Source organism: Actinophytocola glycyrrhizae (assembly GCF_042653545.1).
GTDB lineage: Bacteria > Actinomycetota > Actinomycetes > Mycobacteriales > Pseudonocardiaceae > Actinophytocola > Actinophytocola glycyrrhizae.
On the sequence record NZ_JBHSIS010000001.1, the window covers coordinates 1 to 26912 of the forward strand.

General features: G+C 65.5%; 13 protein-coding genes and 2 pseudogenes. 11 read left to right on the forward strand and 4 right to left on the reverse strand.

The window, feature by feature from the left end; genetic code table 11:
• Positions 1–83: 83 nt before the first annotated feature.
• Positions 84–2867 (reverse strand): DUF4365 domain-containing protein, encoded by a 2784-nt coding sequence (locus tag ACFPCV_RS00005; protein WP_378053060.1) that lies wholly within the window; start codon positions 2865–2867, stop codon positions 84–86.
• Positions 2868–3012: 145 nt separating this feature from the next.
• Between ACFPCV_RS00005 and ACFPCV_RS00010 the strand changes: the two genes are divergently transcribed.
• From ACFPCV_RS00010 to ACFPCV_RS00025, 4 genes are all read left to right on the forward strand, one after another.
• On the forward strand, positions 3013–3345 hold the full coding sequence (locus tag ACFPCV_RS00010; protein WP_378053062.1) for a hypothetical protein: 333 nt from the start codon (positions 3013–3015) through the stop codon (positions 3343–3345).
• 584 nt (positions 3346–3929) lie between these two features.
• Entirely contained in the window at positions 3930–4592 is a 663-nt protein-coding gene (locus ACFPCV_RS00015) for a hypothetical protein (protein ID WP_378053064.1), read from the forward strand.
• The gene (locus tag ACFPCV_RS00020; protein WP_378053066.1) at positions 4589–5068 is read left to right on the forward strand and encodes a hypothetical protein; all 480 of its coding nucleotides are present in this window, start codon (positions 4589–4591) and stop codon (positions 5066–5068) included. The genes ACFPCV_RS00015 and ACFPCV_RS00020 overlap by 4 nt, the downstream gene beginning before the upstream one ends.
• Entirely contained in the window at positions 5065–6387 is a 1323-nt protein-coding gene (locus ACFPCV_RS00025) for a M48 family metalloprotease (protein ID WP_378053068.1), read from the forward strand. Before ACFPCV_RS00020 ends, ACFPCV_RS00025 begins: the two co-directional genes overlap by 4 nt.
• A gap of 88 nt (positions 6388–6475) precedes the next feature.
• On the opposite strand, the pseudogene ssb reads toward ACFPCV_RS00025, so the two are convergent.
• Positions 6476–6866 (reverse strand): annotated as a pseudogene (ssb, locus tag ACFPCV_RS00030) (single-stranded DNA-binding protein); the annotation flags it as partial.
• A gap of 787 nt (positions 6867–7653) precedes the next feature.
• Between ssb and ACFPCV_RS00035 the strand changes: the two are divergent.
• The 5 genes from ACFPCV_RS00035 (at position 7654) to ACFPCV_RS00055 (ending at position 24334) form a co-directional block, all read left to right on the forward strand.
• Complete coding sequence (locus tag ACFPCV_RS00035; RefSeq protein WP_378053070.1) at positions 7654–7932, forward strand: hypothetical protein; 279 nt, start codon at positions 7654–7656, stop codon at positions 7930–7932.
• Positions 7933–9435: 1503 nt separating this feature from the next.
• Complete coding sequence (locus ACFPCV_RS00040; RefSeq protein ID WP_378053072.1) at positions 9436–10443, forward strand: DUF3558 domain-containing protein; 1008 nt, start codon at positions 9436–9438, stop codon at positions 10441–10443.
• Between the two features lie 663 nt (positions 10444–11106).
• Positions 11107–17553 carry a LamG-like jellyroll fold domain-containing protein gene (locus ACFPCV_RS00045; RefSeq protein WP_378053074.1) on the forward strand — a complete coding sequence of 2149 codons (6447 nt, stop codon included), beginning with the start codon at positions 11107–11109 and terminating at the stop codon, positions 17551–17553.
• A 46-nt stretch (positions 17554–17599) separates the two neighbouring features.
• Complete coding sequence (locus ACFPCV_RS00050; protein ID WP_378053076.1) at positions 17600–23830, forward strand: polymorphic toxin-type HINT domain-containing protein; 6231 nt, start codon at positions 17600–17602, stop codon at positions 23828–23830.
• Positions 23831–23857: 27 nt separating this feature from the next.
• Positions 23858–24334 (forward strand): hypothetical protein, encoded by a 477-nt coding sequence (locus ACFPCV_RS00055; RefSeq protein ID WP_378053078.1) that lies wholly within the window; start codon positions 23858–23860, stop codon positions 24332–24334.
• A gap of 98 nt (positions 24335–24432) precedes the next feature.
• Here the strand turns inward: ACFPCV_RS00055 and ACFPCV_RS00060 are convergent, their stop codons facing one another.
• Together ACFPCV_RS00060 and ACFPCV_RS00065 are read right to left on the reverse strand one after the other, a co-directional pair.
• A complete protein-coding gene (locus tag ACFPCV_RS00060) occupies positions 24433–24813 on the reverse strand; it encodes an integrase core domain-containing protein (RefSeq protein WP_378053080.1) in 381 nt (126 codons plus the stop codon).
• 445 nt (positions 24814–25258) lie between these two features.
• Positions 25259–25517 (reverse strand): annotated as a pseudogene (locus ACFPCV_RS00065) (helix-turn-helix domain-containing protein); the annotation flags it as partial.
• A 377-nt stretch (positions 25518–25894) separates the two neighbouring features.
• Here ACFPCV_RS00065 and ACFPCV_RS00070 point away from each other — a divergent pair.
• Both ACFPCV_RS00070 and ACFPCV_RS00075 read left to right on the forward strand, forming a co-directional pair.
• The gene (locus ACFPCV_RS00070) at positions 25895–26116 is read left to right on the forward strand and encodes a hypothetical protein (RefSeq protein WP_378053082.1); all 222 of its coding nucleotides are present in this window, start codon (positions 25895–25897) and stop codon (positions 26114–26116) included.
• Between the two features lie 254 nt (positions 26117–26370).
• The coding region (locus ACFPCV_RS00075; protein ID WP_378053084.1) for a helix-turn-helix domain-containing protein at positions 26371–26912 on the forward strand (542 nt) is incomplete at its 3' end.

Consider the following 26912-nt stretch of genomic DNA (forward strand, 5'->3'; position numbering starts at 1 on the left):
GGCGACCTGACCAGTCTGGTCGCCTGACCCCAGTAACGAGTCTCTACCGAACCCGGGGCGGTTCAGCCAGGCTGGTGTGTATCTTACTCGGCTTGCTTGGCGGTGATCGCTTCTCGGACTGCGGCTGAGCGGTGTGTGGCGAGTTCGTGGGTGAGGTCGGTGGTCGTTGTGGAGGATGGGTGCAGGACCAGGACACCCGCGATCTTTCGGGCGACGCGCGTACCCTGATCGTGGAGGCAGTGACGCAGTGCGGCCAACGCCAACGGGTTTTCGGTGCCAGCCAACACTAGTTGGGTCAAATTCCCGGCCGCTTCGGCCCGGACGGTTGGATCATCGTCGTGGATCAGCGTGGTCAGTACGCCTACCGCGGTGGGGTTGTCGAGGTGTGAGGCCAACTGGGCTGCCCATACTCGGTCGGGGTCCTTGGTTTCCAACGCTCTGGTGAGCAGTTTGTGGGCCAGGTCGGGATGTCCTGTCGCGGCGGCAAGCGCTGCCACCTCTCCCCGTCCGCTGGGTATTCCCTCACCGAGTTCGTCAACAAACGTAGGTGGATAGTTCAGTGCTGCGGTCGCGATTTGTCCAAGGCGGGTTCGTACCTCGTTCGGGAGACGGTCCGCCCAGCGGGTAAGCCTTTGGCAGGCCGCTGCTTTGTCACTGAGGGCGACCAGTGGTTCCTCTAGCAGGGCATAGAGGGAATCCCAGCGGGCCACGTCTTCGTGGTGCACGTTGAGGCTGGCCAGGATCTCAGCTGAGTCAAAAGCAGACATGCCGTGGCTCAGCTGCCGAGCGTCAGCGATCTGTCGGCTGATTTGTGACTCGAGCTTGGCCATGAGGGCCGGTACGGCTTCCGATGGTACATCCGGTGCGTTGTTGAGGGCGATCAGGGCACGGATCGAGCCGCCACGAATTTTCTCGATAAGCTGTTGATGGGCGATCTCGTTCACCGATGCCACTGTCCCGAGCAGCTGCAATCTGAGTGTTTCGTGGCAATTCTGTGCCATGGCGGTGGCGCGGTCTGCCCGGTCCGCCAACCAGGCGCTGGCCGGAAGCGCCCGGGCAAGCCGGGCTAGGGATACCGCTGCCGTCTCGTTGCTCACTGTTCCAAGGCCAAGCAGGAACTCTGCTGCGGCGATTTGGTCGTCGTGAGGTGCGGCGTGCACGAGGCCGGCAAGGGTATCGACGAGGCGAGGCCCCAACTCGAAGACTGGGCGAGTCCGGTCGGCGAACGCTTGTGGGTTTGCCAGGGTGCTGAGGAGCCAGCGTGCGGCTGCGCTGGCGGTCTCTTCATCCAGCACGTCTCCGCCGTGCCGGAGCAGAGTCAAGGTCGTCGCGCATGTGGTCCGGGTCCAGTGAGCGAGGTCGATGTCTCTGGCCGCGGTGGACACCGCTGCCGCTGGGCCGTCCAGTACGAGTCGGCAGGTTAACAGGGGCATGGCTTTGTCGTCGCCCGTCATCAGAAGGCCGGTGACGAGGGCCCGGACTTCGTCAGGATCGCTCGCTCGTCCGGTCCTGAGTAGAGCCTGTTTCAGGTTGAGGCTCTCCAGGTGTCTCCACTCGCGGTGATCAGCGAGATGGCTGGCTAGGAGGCTTGCGGTGAGCAGGCGGTTGTGGGCGACATTCTCGCTGTCGATGACCACCAACCTGCGGCGCCGGGACCAGGCGGCGAACTCGCGTTCGATCGCGGCGCTGGTACCGGTGGCGACGCGGTGTGTGCGCCACCACACCGCCAGGGTGTCCAGGCCAGTGATGGCTTGCCCCAGCTCTTCGCGGCCCCAGGCTGACCCAGTGAACAGCAGCATTGCGGCGGTGCCCGCGACTGCGGTCGCGGTGATGTCGTTCGGATGAGTGGATCTGAGTTCTTGCACGGAGACTGCACACGCCATGGCGTCATCGACCAGGCCGATGTCCCAACATGCTTGGGCGCGTTGCGCGGTCAGCCAAGCGTGGTCAACCGGCTCGTTGTCACCACGGTTGAGGGTCTCATCGAGGAGGACGAGGGCTTCGTCGGGGCGGGCATGTTCCATCAATGCGGCGGCGGCTACCACGGTGGCCGCCGCTCGAGCGGGCGGGTTTGGCGCGTCCTTGATCGCCTCGGCTAGCTGGTCGATGGTCCCCTCTGTTACCCGCTTGGCGAATGCCGCGACGAAGCGCCAGGACCAGGTGTTCGACGTCTCGGCTTGCGTCAAGTCGGGGACATCTGGTCGGCGGCTGAGATCCTCGATCTCGTCGAGGCGTGCCTCCAGGTAGAGCGCCAATATCTGCTCTGCGGTCACTCGTTCTGGTAGGCCGGCGTTTCGATGGGGCGCGATCACCCGTGGAACGAGCAGGGCGTGTCGAAGGAGATCCTTCGGAAGTAGGTGGTCTGCGCCAGTCCACGCACTGCCCTCCCACGCCGGCGGCTCATGTGGGTTGGTGACCGCGAGTAGCGCATCTCTGTTGGCCTCGTTGACTGTCTGGGAGGTCGGCACGAGGATCTTGACGCCTTTACCTGTGGATTCCACGGCCTCGCGCGTGATGTGCGCCCAGTACGAGACGTTGGTGTCCTCGTTGTGCAGGACGAGCAGGTGGGGGAGATAGTGGCTTAGCCAGCTATCGACGTGCTTGCGGTCCCGGTCGCGAAACCACCAGCCAACGACGTCCCCGGACTCGTCCAGAACCGGCTCGGCGAACCAGGACTGACCGGTTTTGACCTGCGCGCCGATCACCAGACCTAGATCAAACCGTCGGCTATCGGTTGGGAAGAGGTACAGATCCGTGCCGACGTCGGTCTCAGGCGACGATACGGCACCCCACCCCATACGCTCAAAAGCCAGCGTGACCGCCGTCTGTCCGGCCTTCCCCCGTTGCCTTTCCTCCGGCTGACGCACAGTGAGTAGTCAACCACGAGGTAGAACCACGCTGAGCAGCGGGTTCTATGCTCGGGGCATACAGTGTTTTGATCGCCGCCGTTGGGTTGGGCATAAGAGGGCATCTGATCTGGGACTCACCGATGCCCGAGACGGCCGGCTGTACTTGCCGGACCGAACCATCCTGCTCGCGCCCGCAGCGCGGGAACGGCTGGCAGCCTGGCTCAACCACCGGGCGCACCGCTGGCCGGCCACAACCAACCCACACCTGCTGATCAACACCAAGACCGCCGTCCGTAGCGGACAGGTCAGCCACGTATGGATCAACAAAACGCTCGGCCTGCCCGCTCAGGCCGTCCGCGAAGACCGGATCCTCGACGAAGCCATCGCCACCGGCGGAGACCTCCGCCGACTCGGCGACCTGTTCGGACTCAGCGTCAACGCAGCCGAGCGCTACACCCGAACCGTTGAACGCGATGACGGGCATCCCGCACGGTGATCATCGACGCACTCGATGCCCCTACGGCGAGGTCCGCGCGTTACACAACACTCAACCCCGCCCTGAGGGGGCAGCATACACGGTGGACGGCGACTACTGGTGCGTCTGGTGCGTAGTCTCGGGAATCAGCGGTGACGCGGGCCGCCACCAGCTTGCGCTGCCTCATCCAAACCCTGCTGCGCGCCCTTCTGGCTCGATCGAACGCTGAACAGTAAATAACAAACCCACAGTCCATGGCAGCCATTCACCGGTTGGCGCAGCCTCTCCAGTTCTGATAGAAACCCCCATCAACGGGAACCCAGGAGGGATGCCGAAGGGGGCCCTATCGTGAGCCCCGCGCGAGCTACAACCACAGGACGAACAGAGACCGCCGTATCTTGATCTCCGCGAGGCCGTTAACCGGCATGACAGGCCGACGTCAGCTTCGCGCCGACGTCACAAGTTCGGAGGAGGCCGTAACAGCTAACAGTCGGTGGTCGATACACAACTCGATGTCTACTCCGAATGAAAATACGTCCCCACGGCCGGACTCTCCGGTGTGGGTCACTCGCTTCGACTGGCCTGATTCCGTCACGCGGTCCCAGGTGCCAGGCACGGACGCGCATCTGCGCATTATCAACCGCGCCAACGGTGATGTCGGTATTTCTCCAGAACGCGCACCGGACGAACGCGAACTAGATCGGTTCGTCGCTCACTGGGCAAGCGGCGGCTTCCCAGTAGGAGCGAACGGCTTGCCGCTGCCTGTACCGACTGGTGGTGTTGGATTGCGGGAAGTGTTCGCTGGGGGTGCCGAGATTCTGGTGACCGAGGTTCGCATTGTGATTGTGCTCGTAAAGGGCGACAGCGCTTTTGGCAAGGTTTACGACGAACGGGGAACCGTGGTCGTGGTAGACCTGCCCTACCGCTCGCTTACGTCGGTCGAGGTCGAGCGAGAGAAGGGTTTGTTCGGCCGGATCAAGAAAAAGGGCGTCGGGCTGTTCACGAACCGACCATTAGGCCGGGTCGCTGTGAACCCCATGGCGAGGCTCGACGCCAATGCTGGCAATCCCGTCCTGGCGGATGACAATGAGTTCGCCGATGCGATCGTCCGTGCCGCGGCGTCCTACCGGCTGACCGCAACGTTGATGGAGAAGCAGGAACGCCAGCGCCTCGAACGGGTGCGGGACGGCGCACGCGTGCTCGACGGGCTCTCCGTGGTCGCCGAACTCGAAAATGATGGGAAGCCAGAGGGCGGAGCCGGTCAATGAGCACACAGACGACCATCGATGGGGTAATCGCGGAGGCCGCACGGGCGGCGGTGTCGGCGATGAGACCGAACGAACTACCGATCCTTGAGGACATCCTCGACCCGCCCCACCGACGCCTGTTCGGCAACTCGGACAGCGTCGGCTTCGGGGTTGGTGAGCTCACGGAGTGGGTGTCACCGGTCTGCGTCGCGGTGGTCACTTGGTACGCGCGGATCTGGTACACGGAGGGCAAGTCTCAGATCGAGAAGCGCACGCGCAAGTGGATCAGCAGACGGATCTCGCGCGGTGGGGATGAGGAACCTACTCCTCCTGCTCGTCCTGAACTCCCGATGACATCCACCCAGCTCGAGGCGCACGCCGACGAGGTGGCGCGCTTCGCGGTGACACTCGGTCTCGACAAGCGGAGCGCACAGCTTCTTGGCAAGGCGGTAGTGGGGGCGGTGGTCGAGAAGCTGACGGCGGAAACAAAGGCATGACCGGTCAGGCCGTGCACGAGGGCATGGCCGCGCTCGTCGGGCGTGTAGGGCGCCTCCGCGGCTATGCAGCGGGTATGTTCAGCGGCGGCGTCTTGCTGGTTATGTGGCGTGTTGTGTTCATGCCGGCCGAGGTCGAGCCGGACTGGCGGTGGATTCCCCGATCGCTATTGTCGGTCGCGCTGAACGTCTGCCTGCTTGAGATGGCGACTCGGTTCTTGGCGCGGGCGCCCGCGCACTCGCGATGGGATCTCTCGGCACACGTTCCAGCGTTGACCAGGTTGAGTCAGCTGTCCGGCACCGCCACTCCGAGGTTAATCGCCGACAACAGGTCGTCGGCGGGCGCTAGGCTTCGCGGGTGGGGCGACAACACCGCGATCGTCGTCGATTCCCCGACGATCACCAGGTGGTCCGACTCCGCAACCATACGTGACGCCACTCTCGCGCACGAACTTGGACACCTGTGGGCGAAGGACCTGCATCTTTACTACCGGATCCGCACCATCAGTCTCTTCGCGATAGGCATCCTGTGTGTGCTCGTTGTGGCTGCTGGCCTGCAGGACGGCAACCTTCCTCAGCTCCTCTCGACACTCGTGAAGATCATTGTCCTGGGAGGGCTGGTCGTGTTGTCCGCACGCTCCTATATCCGGTTCCGCGAACACGTCGCGGACGTCAGCGCGATGCTCATGCTCGACGACATGCAGACGCTCCGTCAAGCAGTGGTGGGGGTGCGTGACCAGACCCGCCTGGGGCGGCTGATTGGCACACACCCCCGCATGGAAGACCGTCTCGCGGTGTTGTTCAACTTCACGCTCCTCATGAGGGCAACCAAGGCGACGTATCTCATCCTCGGACTAAGTACCGGGTTCGCGGCTGCAGCGGTAGCGACGTTCTGCACGCCTCTCCTCGTTGGTGTCGGCGTTCCGCATCTGGATCCGCTTCATATCGGCGTGTTGGCATCTGCAGTGGGCTGCGGCATTCTGCTTGCAACCAACCTCGTGGAGCAGTGGGTGTTTGTCGACCGGTCTACGCGGATGACGACGGTGCGCCTAACGTCCTTGTTCGTTGGTGCCGCCACAGCGATGTGCGTGCTCGATCCGTTTCGCGACCTCGCGACGATTCGCCTCAACCTCAACGAGTTGGCGCTGTTAACCGGCACGGCACTTCTCGCGGCGGCCGTGTGCGCACTGTGCTGCTTCGCTGTGGCTATCAGGGTGGCGAATGAAAACTTTCGGCTAACACACCGCGCCGTCCTCGCCGGGTGCATGGCGCTCTGCATGGTTGTCGTTCTTGAACTTACACACCTATTTGCGACGCGTTGATTAGGAGTAGCTCTAGCACCGATCACCACGCTCGACAAATGCGGTTTCTGGTCAGACGAAAACGCCCGACCAGAAACCGCACGGACCGTTAGAACGGTGGCTCGTCGCTCGCCCCGGCACCGACACCACTGGCACCGGGGCGCTGCCCCAGGGGTCCGTGGCCGGCGTGCTTCCCCCGCCGTCGCGACGGACCTTGTTGATCTTTGCTGTCGCATACCGCAGTGCAGGACCAACCTCGTCCACACGCAACTCCCTCACGGTCCGCTTCTCGCCTTCCTTGGTCTCAACGACCGCTGCACCAGCCGCCCCTGTACCAGAACCCTCGCACCGCGCGAGAGCGACTCCGCGACGTTCTCCGCGTACTGGTTCCAGACGCTGCAACGCAGGAACATCGCCTCCCCGTCACGCCACTCACCGGACTGGCGGTCCAGCGTGCGCGGCGTCGACGCTACCGTGAAGTTGGCGACGGCGGCACCAGACGTGTGTCTCTCCAGCCATTGTGAACTCTCCTATCCATATCATCGAGACAAGTCAACGCCCGTCTGCCTTTTGGGGTTGGACTGACTTGCGCCGACTCAAGGACCTCGGCCTATGCCTCCGGCCCGGTCGATCGACACCGCGGTTCCGAACCGAAGCGTCCAGATAGGCTGTATGACGAACCCAACCTGTCAGTTCCCGCCATTCGATGCTTCAGAATTCGTGAACTCGCGGGGAACCTGGGTATACCTGAGTTCGGGGTCCGCGGTCAGGTTGCCGATGAGCGTGATGATCGTGTCTCCAGCCATGATTGTCTCCTTTGGATCGACTGCTGGCCGCGGGGGTGCGGGTGATCGCCGGTCACTGGTTGACGATGACGACACGTCTGTGACCGGGTTGCCGGGCAGGGTGGTGGGCGTATGAGATGTGGATCTGTGATGCGCCTCGCCATCCGCGCGTTCTGTGAGTACGCCTCAACCAGGCGGTGGCTTGCTTGAGGACTGTCCTGCGAAGGAGGTAGCCCAGCTGGATGGGTTGGCGGTGGCGATCCATTCCGATTCGCCAGCGATGATGTCTTCGTCCTGGTACCAGGCGCAGTGGCTGAAGCTGGCGTGCAGTTCCAGTCGCAGGCGGTAGGCGTGTCCACTGTGAAGGACTGCGCTGCCTTCGACGATGATGTCCTGTCCGGATCGTTGCGCTGGCCAGGGTTCCCAGGTCAGGGTTTCGGGGCGGGAGAACCAGACCCCGTGGTTTCTCGACGCGAGGGAGATCTTCGACAAACTCGATCGAGTGGGCCGCTCGGAACCGCCCGCGAATGTCCCCGGGTTCGTCCCGTACGGACCGGCCCTCAGTCCGGACACCGTCCAAGCAGGCGAACCGGTGTCGGTGTCGGTGCGGGTGAGGAACGTCGGCGTGTCGGCAGGCACCTACGACGCCGAACTGGAGGTCGACGGGGCGCCGTACGCGGTCACCCCGGTGACTCTGGCCCGTGGGCGAGTCGACCACGGTGACGTGGACGATCACACCCGACGCTGCCGGAACGCACCGGCACGCCACGGGACGCGCTGAGCCTGTCGAGCGGTGGTGGTTGACCCTCCTGAAACGACTTGTTCCTTGATAACGATTACCCAGTTCGTGGCTTGGGTGAACGAGTAGGGGACGGGTATGGCATTGGTCGTCGGCACCAAGTTGAAGGACAAGCACCGGGATGCCTGTACAGCAGCGTTGACTTCCGTGCTGAACCCCGGAGAGCAGTTGGTCGCCTTGGTGCGGACGAACCTGACTCGGCCGCTGTGCGATGGGGTGGCGGTCACAAACGCCCGTATCGCCGGTTTCTTGGCCAGCAACGTCGAGGCCAAGGGGTGCAAGGTCGAGGTGTTCGCGGACGACCTCGTTGAGGTTCGCCACCGGTGCCACAGCCCCGTTCCTGGCACGATGTGGATGAACTGGGCGAAGTGCTCGCGCGCCGCAGCGACGAGAACGACGCGGCGGAAGCGTGCGGCACGAGCAGCAATTTGTGACGAAGGAGAAGGAGAAAATCGGGAGAGTTCACTATGCCGTTAGTGGGGTAAACTGCACTCAACGGATCTGAACTGATCTGGCTTATGCAGGGGATTCTCTATTTCCGCAGGTCAGTGAATCGCGGTAACGGCGCTGGGGGACAAGTCCACTTGCCATTAGGTCAAGGGGTCAACTTTCCGAGTGCACCTGCGCGGAGTGTCGAGGTCCTGCATCATATCGTGTTGTTGGCCTCTCGGTGACCTGCTACCGAGAAGGGTGTTCTCGACGAACGCACGTGGCCGCGCGAGGTTCCTTCTGTCGCTGGCCGAGGTCCGCCGCGTCTGGCTCCTGCTCAAGTGTGCCGTCGGCGCGATAAGTGCGACGGCGAGCGTTTCCTAGGTGGTCGGCGTGCTCCTGGAGGTGACGGTCATCACCCACTGGCCGCCCTTCTGGCGAGCCGCCAGCGTCGGGCCCGTGGAGTGCCAGTTGGTCGGTAGACTCGGCTTCGTACAGCGCGAGTCGAGCGGTAGCTAGCGTGGCTCCGTTGAATTCTCGGACCGGTTCGACCCTCAAGATCTTGTCCTCGGTGTGTGGTGCACCGAGCGCGCAGCGAGGAGCCAACGAGCAAGCAGTGCTGCGCTCTCACCGCGCACTTCGTGCACTATCTGGCCGTCGCGCAGTCCGCGGTCGCCGTGTTCTTTCCTTTGGGTCCACAGAAGCGGACTCGAGTATCCTCTGTCGAAGGAAGAAGCAGCTGGATGGTTGGGTCTGGATCTTCACGAGTATGAGCAGGCCACCGCAGTCAGATCCGGGCACGCGTCGTCAGCAGTCTGTCCCGTTCGCGCTTACCTCTGTGGTCAAGGACACATCGCCGTTGATGCTTGGGCTGATGCATGATCTTCGCGTTTGCCTTGCCTTCGGTTGATGCCGTGATCGTTCGGGCGGGCACTTCGGGGAGATCGGGTGCGGGTTCGTAGGTGCGGAACGCGCCGTGAGGCGTCCTGGCGACGCGCGCTGATGAAGAGGCTGGGGATGGTCATGCCGCGATGGACTGGTGTGGTGTGTGGTGTCTTGCTGCTGGTCGTCGGCGGCTGTTCTGATCACGCCGCTGGTGGCGGGGACCAGTCGGCGAGTTCGGCGGGTCAGGTGTCTGTGGGCGGGAGTTCTGTGCCCACCTCCGGTGCCACGCCGTCGCGACGAGTCTTCGCGAATCCGGACAAGCTCACCGCGCAGGACGCACTCGGGGATCTGACGCTGTTGAACCCCTGCAGTGTGATCGACCCCGACACGCTGCCTGACACCTGGACCACCGTGATCGACGTGCCGGTGGCGTTCAACTTCTGTGAGATCAGTGTGACCACCAGGGAAGGCGCGGTGATCGAGGCGCGTGTCGGGAAACCCCAGTTGCCCTGGAGCACGGGGAAGGAGAGCCCTTCCAGCAAGCTGGAAGCAGGGATCTCGATCGCCCACGGACGGCCCGACATCCGTGGTGGCTGCGCGCGGGACGTCGTGTTCGCCGACGGTCTTGCGTTGGGGGTCAACGCCGTCGCCGACACGTCCATGGGGAACACCGATCCGTGCGTGGTGAGTGACGCGCTTGCCGACCACGTCGTCTCGGTGGTTCTGGATGGTCGCGCGGAAAGCCTCACCCTGCCCGAGGGGTCACTCGGCGGGCTCGATGCGTGCACGCTCGTCGGGCCGGAGTTGCTTGCTGCGGTGCCTGGTCTCGGTGCTGACGTCGAGCCGATGGAGTTCGTCGCCGGTCACAGTTGCTGGTGGGAGAACCCTGACACGCGGGCGACGCTTGACCTCGAGTTCGAGATCGGACCTCTCCCGGTGGGCGATTCCGGTGGCGCGCTGCACGGTCGTTACACCGCGACGACGCAGTACGCCGATTTCGGTGAGTTCTCGCTGTGTGAGGTCGGCGGTGAACACGTTCCCTTCGAGTACGAAGACGAGATGGCGATCGTGGAGAGCGTGACGATCCTTGTGCGGCTCCCCGCTGGCCAGGGCAAGGCTGCGTGCACGGCTGCCTCCACGATCGCGGACAGACTCTGGCAAGCCCTGCCGCCCTTGTGAGCCGACGCCGACCCCATTGGGCCGACTCGGCGTAAGTCGGGTCTCGCCAGGTAGACCTCGGCTCGTAGTGGGAGTCGTCGTCCTTGGAGGCTTTGCTGGGCGAGAAGTAGATGCGTGGTAACGCGATGTGTTTGTCCATCGTCACATAACGTTGCTGGTCGGTCCTATCAGCTGGAGATGCCCACTCTGCGTGTGGGCCTGGTCTCGGTCGGTTACTCCTTTTGGTGTCTTGGCGTCAGGTTGTTTCTGAGCGATCGTTTGTTCGGTTCGTTGGTCGTGTGATGTCGGGGGACATGCGCTGGCCTCATGGGGGGTTCGCCGACAATGCGTCGACTTTCGGCGCGCGCGGGACGCTCGCGCGCGTGGTTCGTACTGCCTGGCAACGCTGTTGCTCGCCGTGGGATCGCGGTGCTGGGGTCTCTGTCCTTGCTGGCGACACTGCTTGTCGCGGCACAACCTTTGGTTGTGCCGCAACCAGCTGATGAGCGGGTGACGGCTGCGCCGGACGAGGTGTCGGCGTCGCGGTTCGCGCGGGCGCAGGGGACTCGGGTCGAGGTGCTGGGGCTGCGGTCGGAGTCGTCGACGACGTTTGCGAATCCGGATGGCAGTTGGACGTTGCAGCAATCGGTTGGGCCGGTGCGGGTGCGTAAGGGAGATGGCTGGGTGCCGGTGGATCCGTCGTTGACGACGACGGAGGACGGGGTGCTCGCGCCGAAGGCCACTTCGGTGCCTGTCGAGTTTTCTGGTGGTGGGCGTACACCGTTGGCGCGGTTCGCCGATGGTGGTGCGGAGATGGTGTTGTCGTGGCCGTCGGAGTTGCCGGAGCCCACCGTGGAGGGGGCTACCGCCACGTATCCGGAGGTCTTGCCGGGCGTGGACGTGCAGGTGCGGGCCACGGACATGGGGTTCGGGCACGACATCGTGGTGAAGACGCCGGAGGCCGCCGCGAATCCGGCGTTGGCGCGGATCACGTTGGGGCTCACGACTTCGAGGTTGCGGCTGTCCGCCGACAAGGCAGGGAACCTGGCTGGCGTCGATGACACCGGTACGGAGATCCTGCACGCGCCCCACCCGTTGATGTGGGACACCCCTGAGGATGGGGGCCCTGTCACTGAGCGGCGGGTCGGGGTCGAGATCGGTGCGGACTCGATGACGTTGCTGCCGGATCTGGCTTTCCTGCGTGACCCGGGCACGCGGTTCCCGGTGGTGATCGACCCGACCTACAGCAGGCACGCGCCTGCCGCAGGTGGGTCGTGGACGTTGGTGCGGCGGGAGTGGCCCACCAGATCGCATTGGAACCTGCAGCCGAGGGACGCTGACGAACGCGACTTCGGGGTGTCCCGGGTGGGCCGTGCCCCAGGGGAGGTGTCGGCGTTCCTGGACCGGTCGTACTTCAAGTTCGACACCGCTCGGCTGGCGGGCAGTGAGATCAAGAGCGCGACGTTCCGGATCTGGCAGGTGTGGAAGTACGACCACAGTTGCACGGCGAGTGCCATCGATCCGATGGTCGTGTCCCAGACCGGCAACATCACTTCGGCCACGACGTGGAACAGCGGGCAGCCCGGTGCCGGAAATGTGCAGGGCAGTGTGCGATCTGTGCCGAAGGCAGGCCATTGTCCTTTGGATTGGGTCAGCCAGAACGTCACAGCTGGGGCTCAGGTCGTGGCTGATGCGAGGGCGGCCGCGATGGTCGTCGGGTTGCGGGCGACTGATGAAACCGGTGTGGCCGGGTGGAAGCGCTTCTATGTGCAGAACTCGCGGTACCCGTACATGGAGATCACCTACAACCGTGCACCCGCGATCAGCGCGATCGGTGTCGATCCGACGTTGGTGGCGTGCAAGTGGTGTGGCGGTGTGCCGTATGTGGGGGCGACGACGCTGAACCTGCGGGGCACGGTGGCCGATCCGGACGGTGGGCAGGTCACGGCCCAGTGGTCGATCAACAGGCCGAACACGGTCACCGCGAGCAAGACGTTGAGCGCTGGGTCGAAGTTCACGACACCGCTCAACACCGCCACGATCGCCGATGGCACCTCGGTGACCTGGAGCATGCGCGGCACCGACGGTGAGCTCGCGACCTCCTATGGGGGCGGTCCGCGGTTCGTCGTGGACAGAAAAGCACCGGCCAGGGCGCCGAAGGTGTCGTCGTTGCTGTACAAGGAGGACAACCGCTGGCACGGCGGGGTGGGGACGGCGGGGACGTTCACGTTCGCGCCGGATCTCGTGCCGGACGATCCGGCGACGTCGGTGGACGAGGCCGAATTCAACGATGTCGATCACTACCTGTGGGGCTGGCAGGACCCGCCTGCCACGAAGGTCGACGCGTCGGGCGGACTGGGTGGTACGGCGACGGTTCGGCTCACTCCACCCGGTGACGGTCCCCGGACGTTGTTCGTGCGGAGCAAGGACCGGGCGGGGAACCCGAGCCCGGTCAAGGCGTACCGGTTCTATGTGCGGGCGGGGAACGGGCCGCTGGCGCAGTGGTCGCTGGAGGGAAACACGCAGGACACGGCGTTCCTGGGGGACCGGCACGGCACGTTGAACGGCACCGCGAGCTACGGGCAGGGCGCGGTGGGCAACGGGATGCATTTCACGCGGGGCAGTGTGTCCGCGCCGTCGGCGGTGGACCCTGGCACGAGTTTCTCGGTGTCGGCGTGGGTTCGAGTTGGCGCGGTGGTGCAGGCACACACCGCGGTGAGTCAGTCTGGTCAGCAGACGAGTGCGTTCCAGCTCGGGTACCACGCCACGGACGGCGGCAAGTGGTTCTTCATGATGCCCCGTTCCGACGAGGCCAACCCGGTTCTCGACCGAGTGTGGTCCGCGGAGACCGCGACGACGACCGATTGGACGCACCTGGCCGGGGTGTTCGACGCGCAGACCAACGAGTTGCGGCTGTATGTCAACGGCCAGTTCTCTGCGGCGGTGCCGCACACGGGCGAGTCGTTCCCAGCTGGTGATGTCCGTATGGGCAACGCGTTGTGGGCCGGGGTGTTGCAGAACCACTGGCTGGGCGCGGTCGACGAGGTCCAACTGTATGACCGTGTGGTGCCGGATGCCGAGATCAGGGCGGCTGTCGTCGGCAGCAATGTTCAGCTCGCGCACTGGAAGTTCGACGAGGCAGTGGAAACCACCGGCTTGCCGGGTGACACCGCGCGCAACGTCGTCGAGGGCGGTGACATGGCGGTGCTGAGTGGTGGCGCGACGTTCACCGCGGACGGAACCGACGGCAGCGGCGCGGTCGCGTTCACCGGTGAGCCTGGCGGGGTGACCACGAACAGGGCGACGATACCGACTGATCAGAGCTTCTCCGTCGCCGCGTGGGCGTGGCTTCCCCAGGACGCGGGCAACCAGGACGACGGTGACCTCGCGGTGATCAGCCAGGACGGCGAGCAGGCGTGTGCCTTCTGTCTCGAGTTCGAGAAGGCGTCGGGCAAGTGGGTGTTCTCGATACCCACGGCCGACCAGCAGAGCCCGAGCGGCTACCACGTCGTGCGTTCGGCCGAGCCGGCGAAGAAGGGCGACTGGACCCACCTCGTCGCCACCTACAACGCCGCCACCGACGAGATGGCGCTGTATGTCGACAGCGAAGCCCCGGTCGCGGCGAGTGGCGCCACCTCCTGGCACGGCAGTGGTGCGTTGCAGATCGGCCAGGCCAAGGTAGGTGGCGCCGCGTCGCACTTCTACCGCGGCAGGATCGACGAGGCCCGGGCGTATGGCCGGGTGATCGGGCAGGACGAGGTCCTCGGGCTGGTCGGTTCGACCAAGGTGACCGCGGGGGAGTGGCGTCTGGACGGTGACGTGCGCGATTGGTCCGGTAACGACAACCGTGGGGTGGTCGAGGGGCAGGTGGACTGGACGGCGGGACAGACGTCCAGCCCGGATCCGGCCGATCGTGCGCTGCGGTTGGCCGACGCCGCTGGGCACGTGAGGGCGGGCACTGTGGTGGTCACCAACCAGAGCTTCTCGATCAGGGTGTGGGCGCGGGCCGACAAGACCGGGCAGGCCGGGGTGGTGGTGTCGCAGGACGGCTCGCGGCGCAGCGCGGTCCGGGTCGGGACCACCGCGTCGGGACTGTGGTCGTTCGCGATGCCGCAGTCCCAGACGGACAACGCGGTGGTCGACCACGCGGTCGGCGGCACTGTCCAGCTTGGTGTGTGGACTCATCTGGCCGCGGTGTACAGCAAGGACAAGGGCCGGCTCGAGCTGTATGTCAACGGTGTGCTGGCCGGGTCGGTCGCGCATGACGCGGAGGCGGCGGAGTCGGGTGACCTGATGATCGGTCGTGGGCAGGTCGCGGGTGCGGGTGCCGACTATTTCGTGGGTGCGGTCGACGACGTGGCGGTGTACAGCAGGCCGTTGTCGGCGGCGGAGATCCGGACCATGGCGGGCCGGGATCTGAGTCTGGTGCACAACTGGCAGCTGGACGAGTCCAGCGGCGCCGCCGCCGCCGACAGCGTCGGGACTCGCGGCGGCACGGTGACCGGCGGCGCGACGTTCGGGCAAGGACGAGTCGGAAACTCGGTTCAGTTGAACGGGACCACCGCCGCGGTCGCCACCACCGGCACGGATTTGCGCACGGACAAGAGCTTCACCGTCGCGGCGTGGGTGTGGCTGGACAACCCGGACACCGACGCGACGGCGGTGAGCGTCAACGGCACGAATACCAGCAGGTTCCGGCTCGGCTATCTGGCAGGTTCGAGGGGGACACCCGGGTTCTGGGTGTTCGAGATGCCCACCGCGGACGGCGGCGGCGCCCCGGTCCAGGCCACCCTGTCGACCTCTCCATCCGAGTTGGGCAAATGGATGCATTTGGTCGGTGCATATGACTCGGCCAGCGGGATGATGTGGCTGTATGTCGATGGCGACCGGCAGCGCGACAACACATTCGATTCGCCGTGGCAGGCCAGCGGCGGGCTGCAGATCGGGCGATCGCTGGACGCCGATGTCTCCGGGCGGTACTGGAGCGGCGGGGTCGATGACGTGCGCCTGTACGCGGGTGCGCTGGACCGCGAGCGGGTCAAGGCGCTTTACCGATCGTTTCCCACGGAGGCACCACCGCCGGAGTTGCCGGTCGCGGACGCCGGGGAGTGGGATTTCGACGAGAACGCCGGCACGGTCGCCGCTGATAGCAGTGGTCGTGGCCACCACGCGACCCTGGAGGAGGGGGTGACGTGGGTCGGTGGCCGCGAGGGCACGGCTGTGTCGGTGAACGGCACGTCCGGCTATGCGCAGACCACCGGGCCGGTGCTCGACACGAGCAAGAGTTTCTCCGTGTCGACGTGGGCCTACCTGGAATCCGTCGCTGGGGACCGGACGGTGCTGGCGCAGGACGGCGCCGTCGACAGCGCGTTCCAGCTGCAGTACAACGCCGCGCAGAAGCGGTGGGCAGTGCTGGTTCCAGCTGCTGATCCGAACAGTCCGGACGTTGTGCTGACCGCGACCGAATCGGCGTGGACCTCGGACTGGACGCATGTGGGCGCGGTGTACGACGCCGAAGCAAACCATCTGCGCCTCTACGTCAACGGGGCGCTCGCCGCGACCCGGCACGGCGTCACGATCGGTCCCTCCAGCGGGCCGTTCACGATCGGCCGCGGCAGGCTCGATGGGTACCCGTCCGCGTTCTTCTCCCGGGGTATCGATGACGTTCGGGCGTTCACCACCGCGCTCAGCGACGGGCAGATGCGCCTGTTGCACGACGACGTGCCCGCGGTCGAAACGCACTCGTGGCGGTTCGACGACGGCACGGCGAAGGACTACAACTGGCGTGCCAACCACGCCACGGTCAGCACGGGCGGGTCTTTCGGGGCTGGGATCAGCGGGCAGGCGCTGGTGCTGGACGGCACCAGCGGGGCGGCAGCCACGGCGGCCTCCGGGATCGGAATCCAGGACAGCTTCACCGTGCAGGCGTGGGCGAAGCTGACCCGCGGCGACCAGGTGGCCACGGTGTTCGGGCGGGATGGCAGCCGCATGAGCGGGTTCGTGCTGCAGTACCGGCCGGAGTCGGGTCGCTGGGTCTTCGGCGCCCGCACCCAGGACGCGGACGGGGCCCCGCTGAGTTCCGCGGTGTCGAACCAGACCGCGGTGCTCAACCAGTGGGTGCATCTGACCGGAACCTATGACCAGCCGGGGCAGCAGTTGCGGCTCTACGTCAACGGCACCCTGGCCGGAAGCCACACGCAGAGCGCGTTGTGGACGGCGACCGGGCCGTTCACCATCGGCCGGAGCAAGGTCAACGGTGTGGCGGCGGAGTTCTTCCCCGGCATGATCGACGAGGTCCGCGTGGATCAGGGCCTGGTCACCGAGGATGAGATCGCGCGGCGGGCGGGATGGCCGAAACCGTATCCAGGCACGCTCGGCAGCTTCGTCAACATGGCCGGTGACCACTACACCGCCCTGACCGACACCACCCCGCGTCCTGGCTACCACTTCGAACGCACGCTCGGTGTCCCGGCCGTGTCATCGGAGGGGGAAGACGAGGCCAGCACCCGGATGCTGTACTCCTGCCAGGACGGCGCGGACATCTTCACCTCCACCGACGTCGCATGTGGTGGGCAGCCGCTGCTGGGCGAGGTGGGTTTGGTCTACATCACCCCGCCCACGCACGTCGCGACTGTGCCGGTCCATCGCTGCGACACCGGCACCGACCGGTACGACTCCCGCATCGGGTGCGGCAGCGCGACGCAGGAGGAACTGCTCGGTTACACCGCCGCGTACGCGCCGCTACGCCGCTACGTCGCCTATCACTCCGATCACTGGACCTCGATCGACGGCACCACTCCGGGGTACCGGGCCGAGGGCCGGATGGGGTGGGTGCCGCTGACCGCGGAACCCGGCACGGTGTTGTTGATGAGCTGCCGCACCGAGGTGGACGAATTCACCTCGGTCGACCCGAACTGCGAAGGTAAGCAGATTCTCGGGCCCACCGGCTACCTGTACGAGACGGCGCAGCCAGATCTGGGCACCGCGCCGTTGTACCGGTGCCGGCTCGGCACCGAGCTGACGACCGAACAGTTCACCTCGGTCGCCGAGCTGTGCGAGGGCCGGGTGGTCGACCGGCTGCTCGGGCACGCGCTCGCCGAGTCACCGGTACCCCTCGTGGGTCAGTCCTGAGTCTTCCGCCGGTCACGGCATGTCGTTGAGCTGGGAAGGGATAGCCATGCGGAAGCGGCGCAGCAGAGCCATGTTCCTGTCGGTCGTGCTGGCCGCGTCGCTGGTGCAGGCCATCGCGCCACCGGCGGCTTGGGCGGCGGGCCCGTCGGTGCCGTCGACGCCGGTCCCGTCGGAGTCGGTGACCCAGCAGGGCCGGCAGGCGGTGAACACCGGCGATGAGACGACCCCGCGTGGTCTCAGCGGAGACCAGACCGGCGGTAGTTCGCTGCCGGGTGCCGGCAACTACGCGGCGACGTCGCTGTCGCCGTCGGCGACCTGGCAGGTGTCCGGGCAGACCGGTGACTTCACCTGGACCTACCCGCTGCCGGTTCCCTCGGCGCCGGGCGGGCTCAACCCCAACCTGGGCCTGTCGTACTCGTCCGGTGCGGTCGACGGGCTGACCAGCGCGACGAACAACCAGGCTTCCTGGATCGGGGACGGCTGGAGCCTGTGGCCGGGGTTCGTCGAACGGGGATACCGCAGCTGCGCCGAGGACGTCGATGGCACCGGTGAGAAGCCCGCTGACCTGTGCTGGCACAGCGACAACGCGACCCTGTCGCTCAACGGCTCGGGCACCCAGCTGATCCGGGACGACGACAGCGAGCCCGGTGACGAGGTGTGGAAGGCCAAGGACGACGACGGCTCGCGGATCGAGCGGATCACCGCCGCCGGAAACGGTGACGACAACAACGAGGCGTGGAAGATCACGACCGTCGACGGCACCCAGTACTTCTTCGGCACCAGTGTGGCCGCGAAGTCCACCTGGACCGTGCCGGTGTTCGGTGACGACGCCGGCGAGCCGTGCCACGGGTCGACGTTCGCCGCGTCGTGGTGCACCCAGGGGTACCGGTGGAACCTGGACAAGGTCGTCGACCGGCACGGCAACATGATCCAGTACTTCTACGCCACCGAAACCAACTCCTACGGCCGCAACAAGAACACCGCGGTCAGCTCCTACGTCCGCGGTGGCTGGCTCGACCGCATCGAGTACGGCATGCACGCCGCCAACAGCACTGCTTCCGGGCGGGTGGAGTTCACCGTCGCAGACCGGTGCGTGAAGAGGTCCGACTGCACGCATGCCAAGCCCGCGAACCTGCCCGACGTCCCCTTGAACCTCAAATGCGACGGCGCCACCTGTACCGACAAATGGGCGCCGTCGTTCTGGACAACCAAGAAACTCACCACCGTCACCACCAAGTCTCTCGTGGACGGTCAGTACAAGCCGGTGGACAGCTGGGCGCTGAGCCACGAACTCCCGGACCCTGGTGATGGGGAGAAACCCGCGCTGTGGCTGAAGAGCATCCAACACACCGGCCACACCGGACCGGCCGCCACACCGACGATCACGCTGCCCGAGGTCACGTTCGACGGTGTCCGCATGGAGAACCGGGTCCACGGGGTGGACGGCTACGCCTCACTCGTGCGGTTCCGCATGAATGCGATCGTTTCAGAGACCGGGGGCATCACTTCGATCCGCTACGCCGAGCCGGACTGCGTGTTCGGCACCGGGATGCCCGAGCACGCGCACAACAACGAACAGCGGTGTTTCCCCGCGAAATGGACACCGCCGTTCGCGCCGGAACGCACCGACTACTTCCACAAGTACGTGGTCTCGGCCGTGTCCACACACGACGGTGTGGCGGGCACACTGGCCGACGAGACGAGCTACGAGTATCTCGACGGCGCAGCCTGGCACTGGGACACCTCCGAGTTCGTCAAGGAGGACAAGAAGACGTGGAACGAGTTCCGCGGCTACTCCCGTGTCCGCGTCCGCCACGGCACCACCGACGACGGACCGCGCACGATGTCCGAGCAACGTTTCTACCGCGGCATGCACGGCGACAAACAACCGTCCGGTACCCGCCCGGCCACCGTGACCGACAGCGAGGGCGCTGAACGTGACGACTTCGAGTGGCTGCAGGGGTTCTCGTTCGAGACCGCCATGTTCGAACGCGAGGCCGCGTCGAACGCGACCGATCCGCGGCGCATCAGCAAAACGATCACCCACCCGGTCTGGCACGGCCCTACCGCGACCCGGGGCAGCCTGAACGCCTACATCGTCCGCGCCAACACCGAACGGACGTACACCGCGGTCGGCGCCAGCGGTGAGCGGGTGACCCAGACCGACACCACCTACGACACCCAGTGGGGCCTGCCGACCTCCACGAGCGACCTCGGTGACACCAGCACTGATGCCGACGATCTGTGCACGACCACCACCTACCAGCCCAACGAGACCCGCTGGCTCATCGACTTCCCGTCCCGCGTCGAAACCGTGTCCGTCCGCTGCGGGCAGACGCCGGTGTTCCCGCAGGACGCGATCAGCGACACCCTCACCTACTACGACGGCCAGCAGAGCGGGCTCCCGCCGTCCACGGCGGGCAACGCCACCGAGGTACGCGTCGCCTCCTCCCGTCCCGCGACCGGCCCGGTCTACGTCACGACCGCGAAATCCACCTACGACGCCCGCGGCCGTGTGCTGACCGCGACCGACGCGCTCGGCAACACCACCACGACCGCCTACACCCCACAGGTGGCCGGGCCGGTCACCCAGGTCGCCACCACCACCCCGGGCCCGCAGGACGGCGCGGCGGGGTTCACCACCACGACCACCTACGAGAAGTGGCGTGGCCAGCCGACGAAGATCGTCGACGAGAACGACAGCGTGACCGAGGTCGCCTACGACGCGCTCGGCCGCTCGACCGAGGTGTGGCTGCCCAACCGGTTGCGTGCACGGCACGCCAACGGCAACTACAAGTTCTCCTACCTGATCCGCAAGAGCGGGCCGATCGTGGTCACCACGAGGAAACTGAGCCCGAACGACATCAACTACGTCACCACCAACGAGATCTACGACGGGCAGCTTCGGCCCCGCCAGCTGCAGACCCCGGCGCCAGGGGGTGGCCGGTTGCTGACCGACACCCGCTACGACTCGCAGGGCCGGGTGGTCAAGACCTCGCGCCCGTACTACAACACTGGCGCGGTGGACACCGAGCTGTGGTTCCCGACCGACAACGTCGTGCCGAACATGACCGAGTACGTCTACGACGCCGCAGGCCGGCCCACGGTGCAGAAGTTCCTCAGCAACGGCACCGAGAAGTGGCGCTCCACCACCACCTACGGCGGTGACCGTGTCACCGTTACCCCACCCGAGGGCGGCACCCCGGTCACCACGATCACCGACGCCCGCGGCCGCAAGACCGAACTGCACGAGCACGGCCCGGACGGCGCGGACATCATCCGCTACGAGTACACCCCCGCCGGTCAGTTGTCGAAGGTCACCGACCCCGGCGGGAACGTGTGGACCTACACCTACGACCTGCGCGGCCGCAAGATCGCCGAAACCGACCCGGACCGCGGTGGCTCCAGCTACACCTACGACGACGCCGGACAGCTCGTGTCCAGCACCGACGCCCGCGACACCACGCTCGTCTACGAGTACGACAATCTCGGCCGCAAAACCGTCCTGCACCGCGACTCGGTCACCGGACCACGCCTGGCCGACTGGACCTACGACACCGTCCCGTACAGCAAGGGACTGCCTGCCGCCACCACCCGCTACGTCGGCGCCAGCGCCTACACCACCCGGGTCCTGAGCTACACCGCCGAGTACCAGCCGGTCCAGACCGAGATCGAGATTCCAGCCAGTGAAGGACCCGAGCTAGCGGGTAAGTACACCTCGACGCTCCAGTACAAGGCGGACGGATCACTCGCGTCCGAGACCTACCCCGCTGCCGGCGCACTGCCTCAGGAAGGCGTCGCCCACTCCTACAGCGATCTCGGGCTGCCGCTGCGCACCTGGGGCGGGTTCGGCGGCAACACCTACGAATACGTCCTCAACACCGACTACACCCGCTACGGCGAACCCCAGACGATCACGCTCGGGCAGGACACCAAACGAGCGTGGCTGTCCTACTACTACCAGGCCGACACCCGCCGACTGGACCGCACTGTCGTCGACGCCGAGGTCCCCGACCCGATGCAGGCCGACTACCGATACACCTACGACGACATCGGCAACATCACCTCGGTCGCCGATATCCCCGCCGGGCTGCCCAGCGACGTCCAGTGCTTCCGCTATGACCACCTGCGCCGTCTCACCGAAGCCTGGACCCCCACCAACGGCTGCGCAACCAACCCAGCCGCAAGCGCACTCGGCGGCCCAGCCCCGTACTGGCAGTCCTACGGCTACGACAAGACCGGCAACCGTGTCGAGCAGACCGACCATGACGCCGCAGATGACACCACCAGCACCTACACCTACCAGGGCCACCGCCTCGACAGCGCCACCACGACCACCGGTGGCGTCACCACCCTCGACGAATACGACTACGACCCGACCGGCAACACCACCAGCCGCGTCCTCGCCGGCGAGGACCAGACCCTCGAATGGGACGCCGAGGGCCACCTCGCGAAGGTCACCGAGGACGGCAAGGAAACCACCTACGTCTACACAGCCGACGGCACCCGCCTCATCCGCCGCGACCCCCAGGCGGTGACCCTGTACCTGGGCAACCAGGAAATCCGGCTCGACCGCAACACCCAGACCACGACCGGCACCCGGTACTACTCCCACGGCGGCCAGAGGATCGCCACCCGCACCGAGGCCAGCCTGAACTGGGTGGCCACCGATCACAACGGCACCGGTGAGGTGTCGATCAACAGCAACACACAGCAGGTCAGCCGCCGCCGCCACCTCCCGTTCGGCGAGCCCCGCGGCCAGGCACCGCCAAGCTGGCCCAGCGAACTCGGGTTCGTCGGCGGCACCATGGACGCCTCCACCGGACTCACTCATCTCGGCGCCCGCGAGTACGACCCCACGCTGGGCAGGTTCATCTCGGTCGACCCGATCATGGACCTCACCAACGCCCAGCAGATGAACGGCTACACCTACAGCAACAACAACCCCGTCACCTTCTCCGACCCCACCGGCCTGTTCAGCTGGGAAGGCGACAGCTCACCGACCTTCGACACCGGAACCTGCAAGCACAAGAAGTGCGACAAACCGAAGGTCCCGCCGGCGGTCAACGAACCGTCGGACGCGTACACGCAGATGCATTACAACAGCCCGGTGTTCGGGAAGACGCTGAGCAACGCAGCCCTCGACGCGTTGAAGGCTCGTGGTTACAAGGGCTCGGCGCTGTTCACGCGACGGGAAGCGCTGCTGTTCGCCACGCAAAGCAAGGAAGCCGCAGCGGCCGTGTGCCATGCGTTCGCGGATGGGGGCGGCACGTCACCGTCCGCGTGCAAGTACGACGTGTGGAACTGGGAAGGTGTGCTGACCGGCCTCAAAGCCGTCCTTGAGTTCGCCTACCAGCTCACTCCCATTCCCGACGCCATCGGCTGCGCTGGCGGTGACGGTGAGGCGTGTGCCTGGCTGGCCGTGGGAGCCATACCTGGGGGCCGGGTCCTCCGGGCCGCCGACAACATGGCCGACGCCGCCAACGCGGCACACAAAGCCCAACGTGCTTGTGGACCCAACAGCTTCATCCCCGGCACCAAAGTACTGATGGCCGACGGCACCACCAAACCGATCGAAGACATCAAGGTCGGCGACAAGGTCCTGGCCACCGATCCAGTGCGCGGAGAAACCGCCGCGAAGACAGTAGTCGGCACCATCACGACACAGGGGCGGAAGAACCTTGTGAAGCTGACCGTCGACACCGACGGCACCACCGGAGACAAGACCGGCACCATCGTAGCTACCGCAGCCCACCCGTTCTGGGGCTCGGAGCAGCGGAGATGGTTGGCTGCATCGGCACTGCATGCAGGTGAGGGCCTGGCCGATACCCGGGGGGCAACGGTCGACGTCGTGGCCGTTGATGTGTACAGCCAGACGCGAAGGGTTCACAACCTCACGGTCGCCGACATCCACACGTACTATGTGCTGACGGGGCAGACTCCGGTCCTGGTCCACAATGCAAACTGCAATGTAGGAACCCGGCAGTTCAACCACGCTTGGGATCAGCATTCACCTGAGGGGGCCTACGCCAAGGCCGGGAAGATGGAAAATGTATTTGCCGCTGGCATCAACAAGGGCCGATTTCGGGAGATGTTGGACGAGGCGATCGAGAATGGAACGAAGGTTCCTAGGTCTAAGTCCGACCCTCGTGGTGGACATTACATCGACTATGATTTCGGTGATATGGAATTCGGTGCGATGGGTCAGAATGGCATAAGAATCGTGGTTGATGGCATGGGGAACTTCGTTACCGCGATGCCGAAGTTTATGTACTAAGGAGTCGAAATTATCTCGTTTACATTCATGCCTCGCATCGACGACCCATCCTGGGATGCCGATGGCCTGGCGGGGCTCTCGGTTCGCATGCTAACGGCCGATGACCTGACTTTTCACTACTTCACCTCCGACGTGGTGATCAGTGATGGGTGTAACGAGGTTCCATTGAGGACGCCTGGTCTCCCCGTCGTGGACTTTGTCCTGATGCTTGTTCAGTTGTGCCGCGAAGTCGTATCGTCCGGCGAATCAGTTGTGGAGTCTTCGCAAACTCAAGATTCAATTACGGCTATGAGAGCCGGGGACGTGGTGGAGCTCTCCTACAGCTTTTCTGGTTTAGTTTCAACGATCTCCCTGCGTGATTTGAAGGAAGCTCCAAGCAGAGCGCTTCAATCGGCTCTTGAGGTGCTCTTTTCTGCTCATGACGACTTGAGGTTTAACAGGTATCTAATCGAACTTGTCGATCTCGTTCGAGCGGGGCCTGATGAACTCCCCGGTGGGTCCTGAACAGCTGTCATTCGAGCATTGGTGCGCTGCGCGCTGCGCGAGCCTGCAACCTCACTATCAGAGGGATCCTATGCCGCTCGAATAGTCATCGTTGCTGGTCAGGCGGCCTGTCTGTGCTCGTTGATGAGACCGCCGAGGATGCGGGTGCGGAGCACTCTCTGGGTGTCGAGGTCGTGTACCGCGACGGGGTGTTGCTGGGCCTCGGGTGGTAGCTGGTCGCGGGCTTGGTGGGGGCGGTGCCGGTTGTAGTGGTCTTCGTAGGTCTTCAGGACATACCGTGCGTGGCTCTCGCCGGTGATCAGGATGTGGTTGAGGAGTTCGTGTCGGAGGGTGGCGATGACCCGTTCGCTGTGGGCGTTCGTCCGCGGTGCCTGTGGTGCGCTCTTGATGATGCGTAGGTCGTCGGCGTGGAAGACGGCGTCGAACGTCCGGCTGTAGTTGCCGTCGCGGTCGCGGAGCAGGAAGCGTAGGGCTTCCATGCGGGCTCCGAGGTCGGTGGCGAGGTTTCTGGCCTGCTGGGTCGCCGACTCCCGGGTCGGGTGGGGCGTGACGCCGGTGATGTGCAGGCGCCTGGTGTGGTGCTCGAGAAACGCGAGCGCGTAGAGCCGTTTGTCGAGTGCGGTGTCGAGGTGGAGGAAGTCTGCCGCGATGATGCCTTCGGCTTGGGCGTGAGGAACTCCCGCCAGGTCGGGTCGGTGCGACGGGGGGCTGGGTCGATACCTGCGTCATGCAGGATCTGCCAGACCGTCGAGGGGGCGACACGGTGGCCGAGCCGAGCCAGTTCACCCTGGACCCGGCGGTGACCCCATCGTGGGTTCTCCCTGGCGAGCCGCAGCACGAGTGATCTGATCGCCGCTCGTGTCGGTGGGCGTCCGGTGCATCGGCGGGCGGAGTAGTCCCATTTACGGGCTATGAGTCTGCGGTGATGACCCGGTGCGCCGCGGAGTGGGAGACGCCGAACAGCGGCCCGATCTGGCGCATCGTCAGGTTGATCCGCCAGTAGGTCGCGACCAACAACACCCCGATCCGGCAACGGCAGACTCCACGGCCGCCCACGGCGTCCGTCGGCGATCTCCGGGCCACCCCGCACGGCCACGACCGCGACCAGCTTGCGGAACTGGCCCGGCTGCAGGCCGGTGAACGGGACGATCCACTCCGACCGCGACGCGGTGATCACCTGCATACACCCATGATCAACTATCGCCTCGACCAGCCGATCAGCACCCACCCCGACTTACGAGACATCTTTTAGCCGCCATCCTGGCGGTACTCGGCGCGTCCTCGGCCGTCCACGGCACGCAGTCCACCGCAGACGCACCGGAGCGACCGGACACGGCCGTGACCACCTACGAAGCGATGAAGAGTGCAGCGCCGCGCTGTCCAAGACGACAGGCACCTGGACCACTACGGTGTCCCGGCCGCGCAGGGCGACGGGGTGCCGGTGTCGGACTTCCCCGTGTACGCCAGGATCGACGTGCTCGCCGGGTGGGGCCGCGCGAAGGCCCGGTTCCTCCCCGAGCGGACCGAGTTCATGCGCCAGCAGGACCCATCCTCCACGCCGTGCGCGACCTCGAGGACGACGCGTGGATCGGGGTCAGCGAGCTGGGCAAGCTCGCAGGCCGGGTGGTGGACGGCGACGTGCGCGAGCAGGCCCGCCGATTCTCGGCCGAGCTGCGCGAGAAGAACCGGCTCGGGGAGGGCGCGTTCAAGCGCACCAGCGCGGGCACGGCGGTCAACGTGGGCGCCATCCGCGCGGCGGTGAACTTCACGGTGGCCGCCTGACGTACAACGGGTAGAGGCCGCGCACCACCATCCCAGGTGCGGGGCCTCCGTCACGTTCGGCGGCAGTACGCTCGCTCGATGGGAATCGTGCCGGGTCCCCCATCTGCGAGGTCTAGTGCTCTGGCCATGAACGTTGGCCGGGTTGGCGACACGCCGCGTCGGCGTTCGTGGTTGGTGGTCGTGGTGGCGTCAGGCTGTCTTGGTGGCAGATCCAGTCCGGGTGCGCAGATTTGACCGACCATGAGGGTCAGCGGTTGCAGCAGATCGTGCGAAGAGGCACCGGCTCAGCAGTACGGCTGCGGCGGGCGATGGTGGTGCTGGCCTCGGCCAGCGGGAACACCGTCCCAGCCATCGCGCGGCTGGTCCAGGGTGACGAAGACGCGGTCCGGGGTGTGATCCACCGGTTCAACGAGACGGGGATGGCCAGTCTGGACCCTCAGTGGGCGGGTGGCCGTCCCCGCCTGATCAGCCCTGAGGGCGAAGCGTTCATCGTCGCGACAGCCACCACGCGACCCGAGAAGCTCGAGCAGCCCTTCACCCGCTGGAGCCTGCGCAAACTCGTCACCTACCTCGCCAAGAACCCTTCCAGGGTGGTGCGGGTCGGGCGCGAACGACTACGCCAGTTCCTGCACAAACACGACATCACGTTCCAGCGAACCAAGACCTGGAAGGAAACCAACGACCCCGATCGAGACGCCAAACTCGCTCGGATCGAGCACGTCACCAACAGAGGGTCTGCCCAGGGTTTGGTTGACACCTCATCTGTGAGGCTTCGGCCTCGGTTGAGAGGATGTCA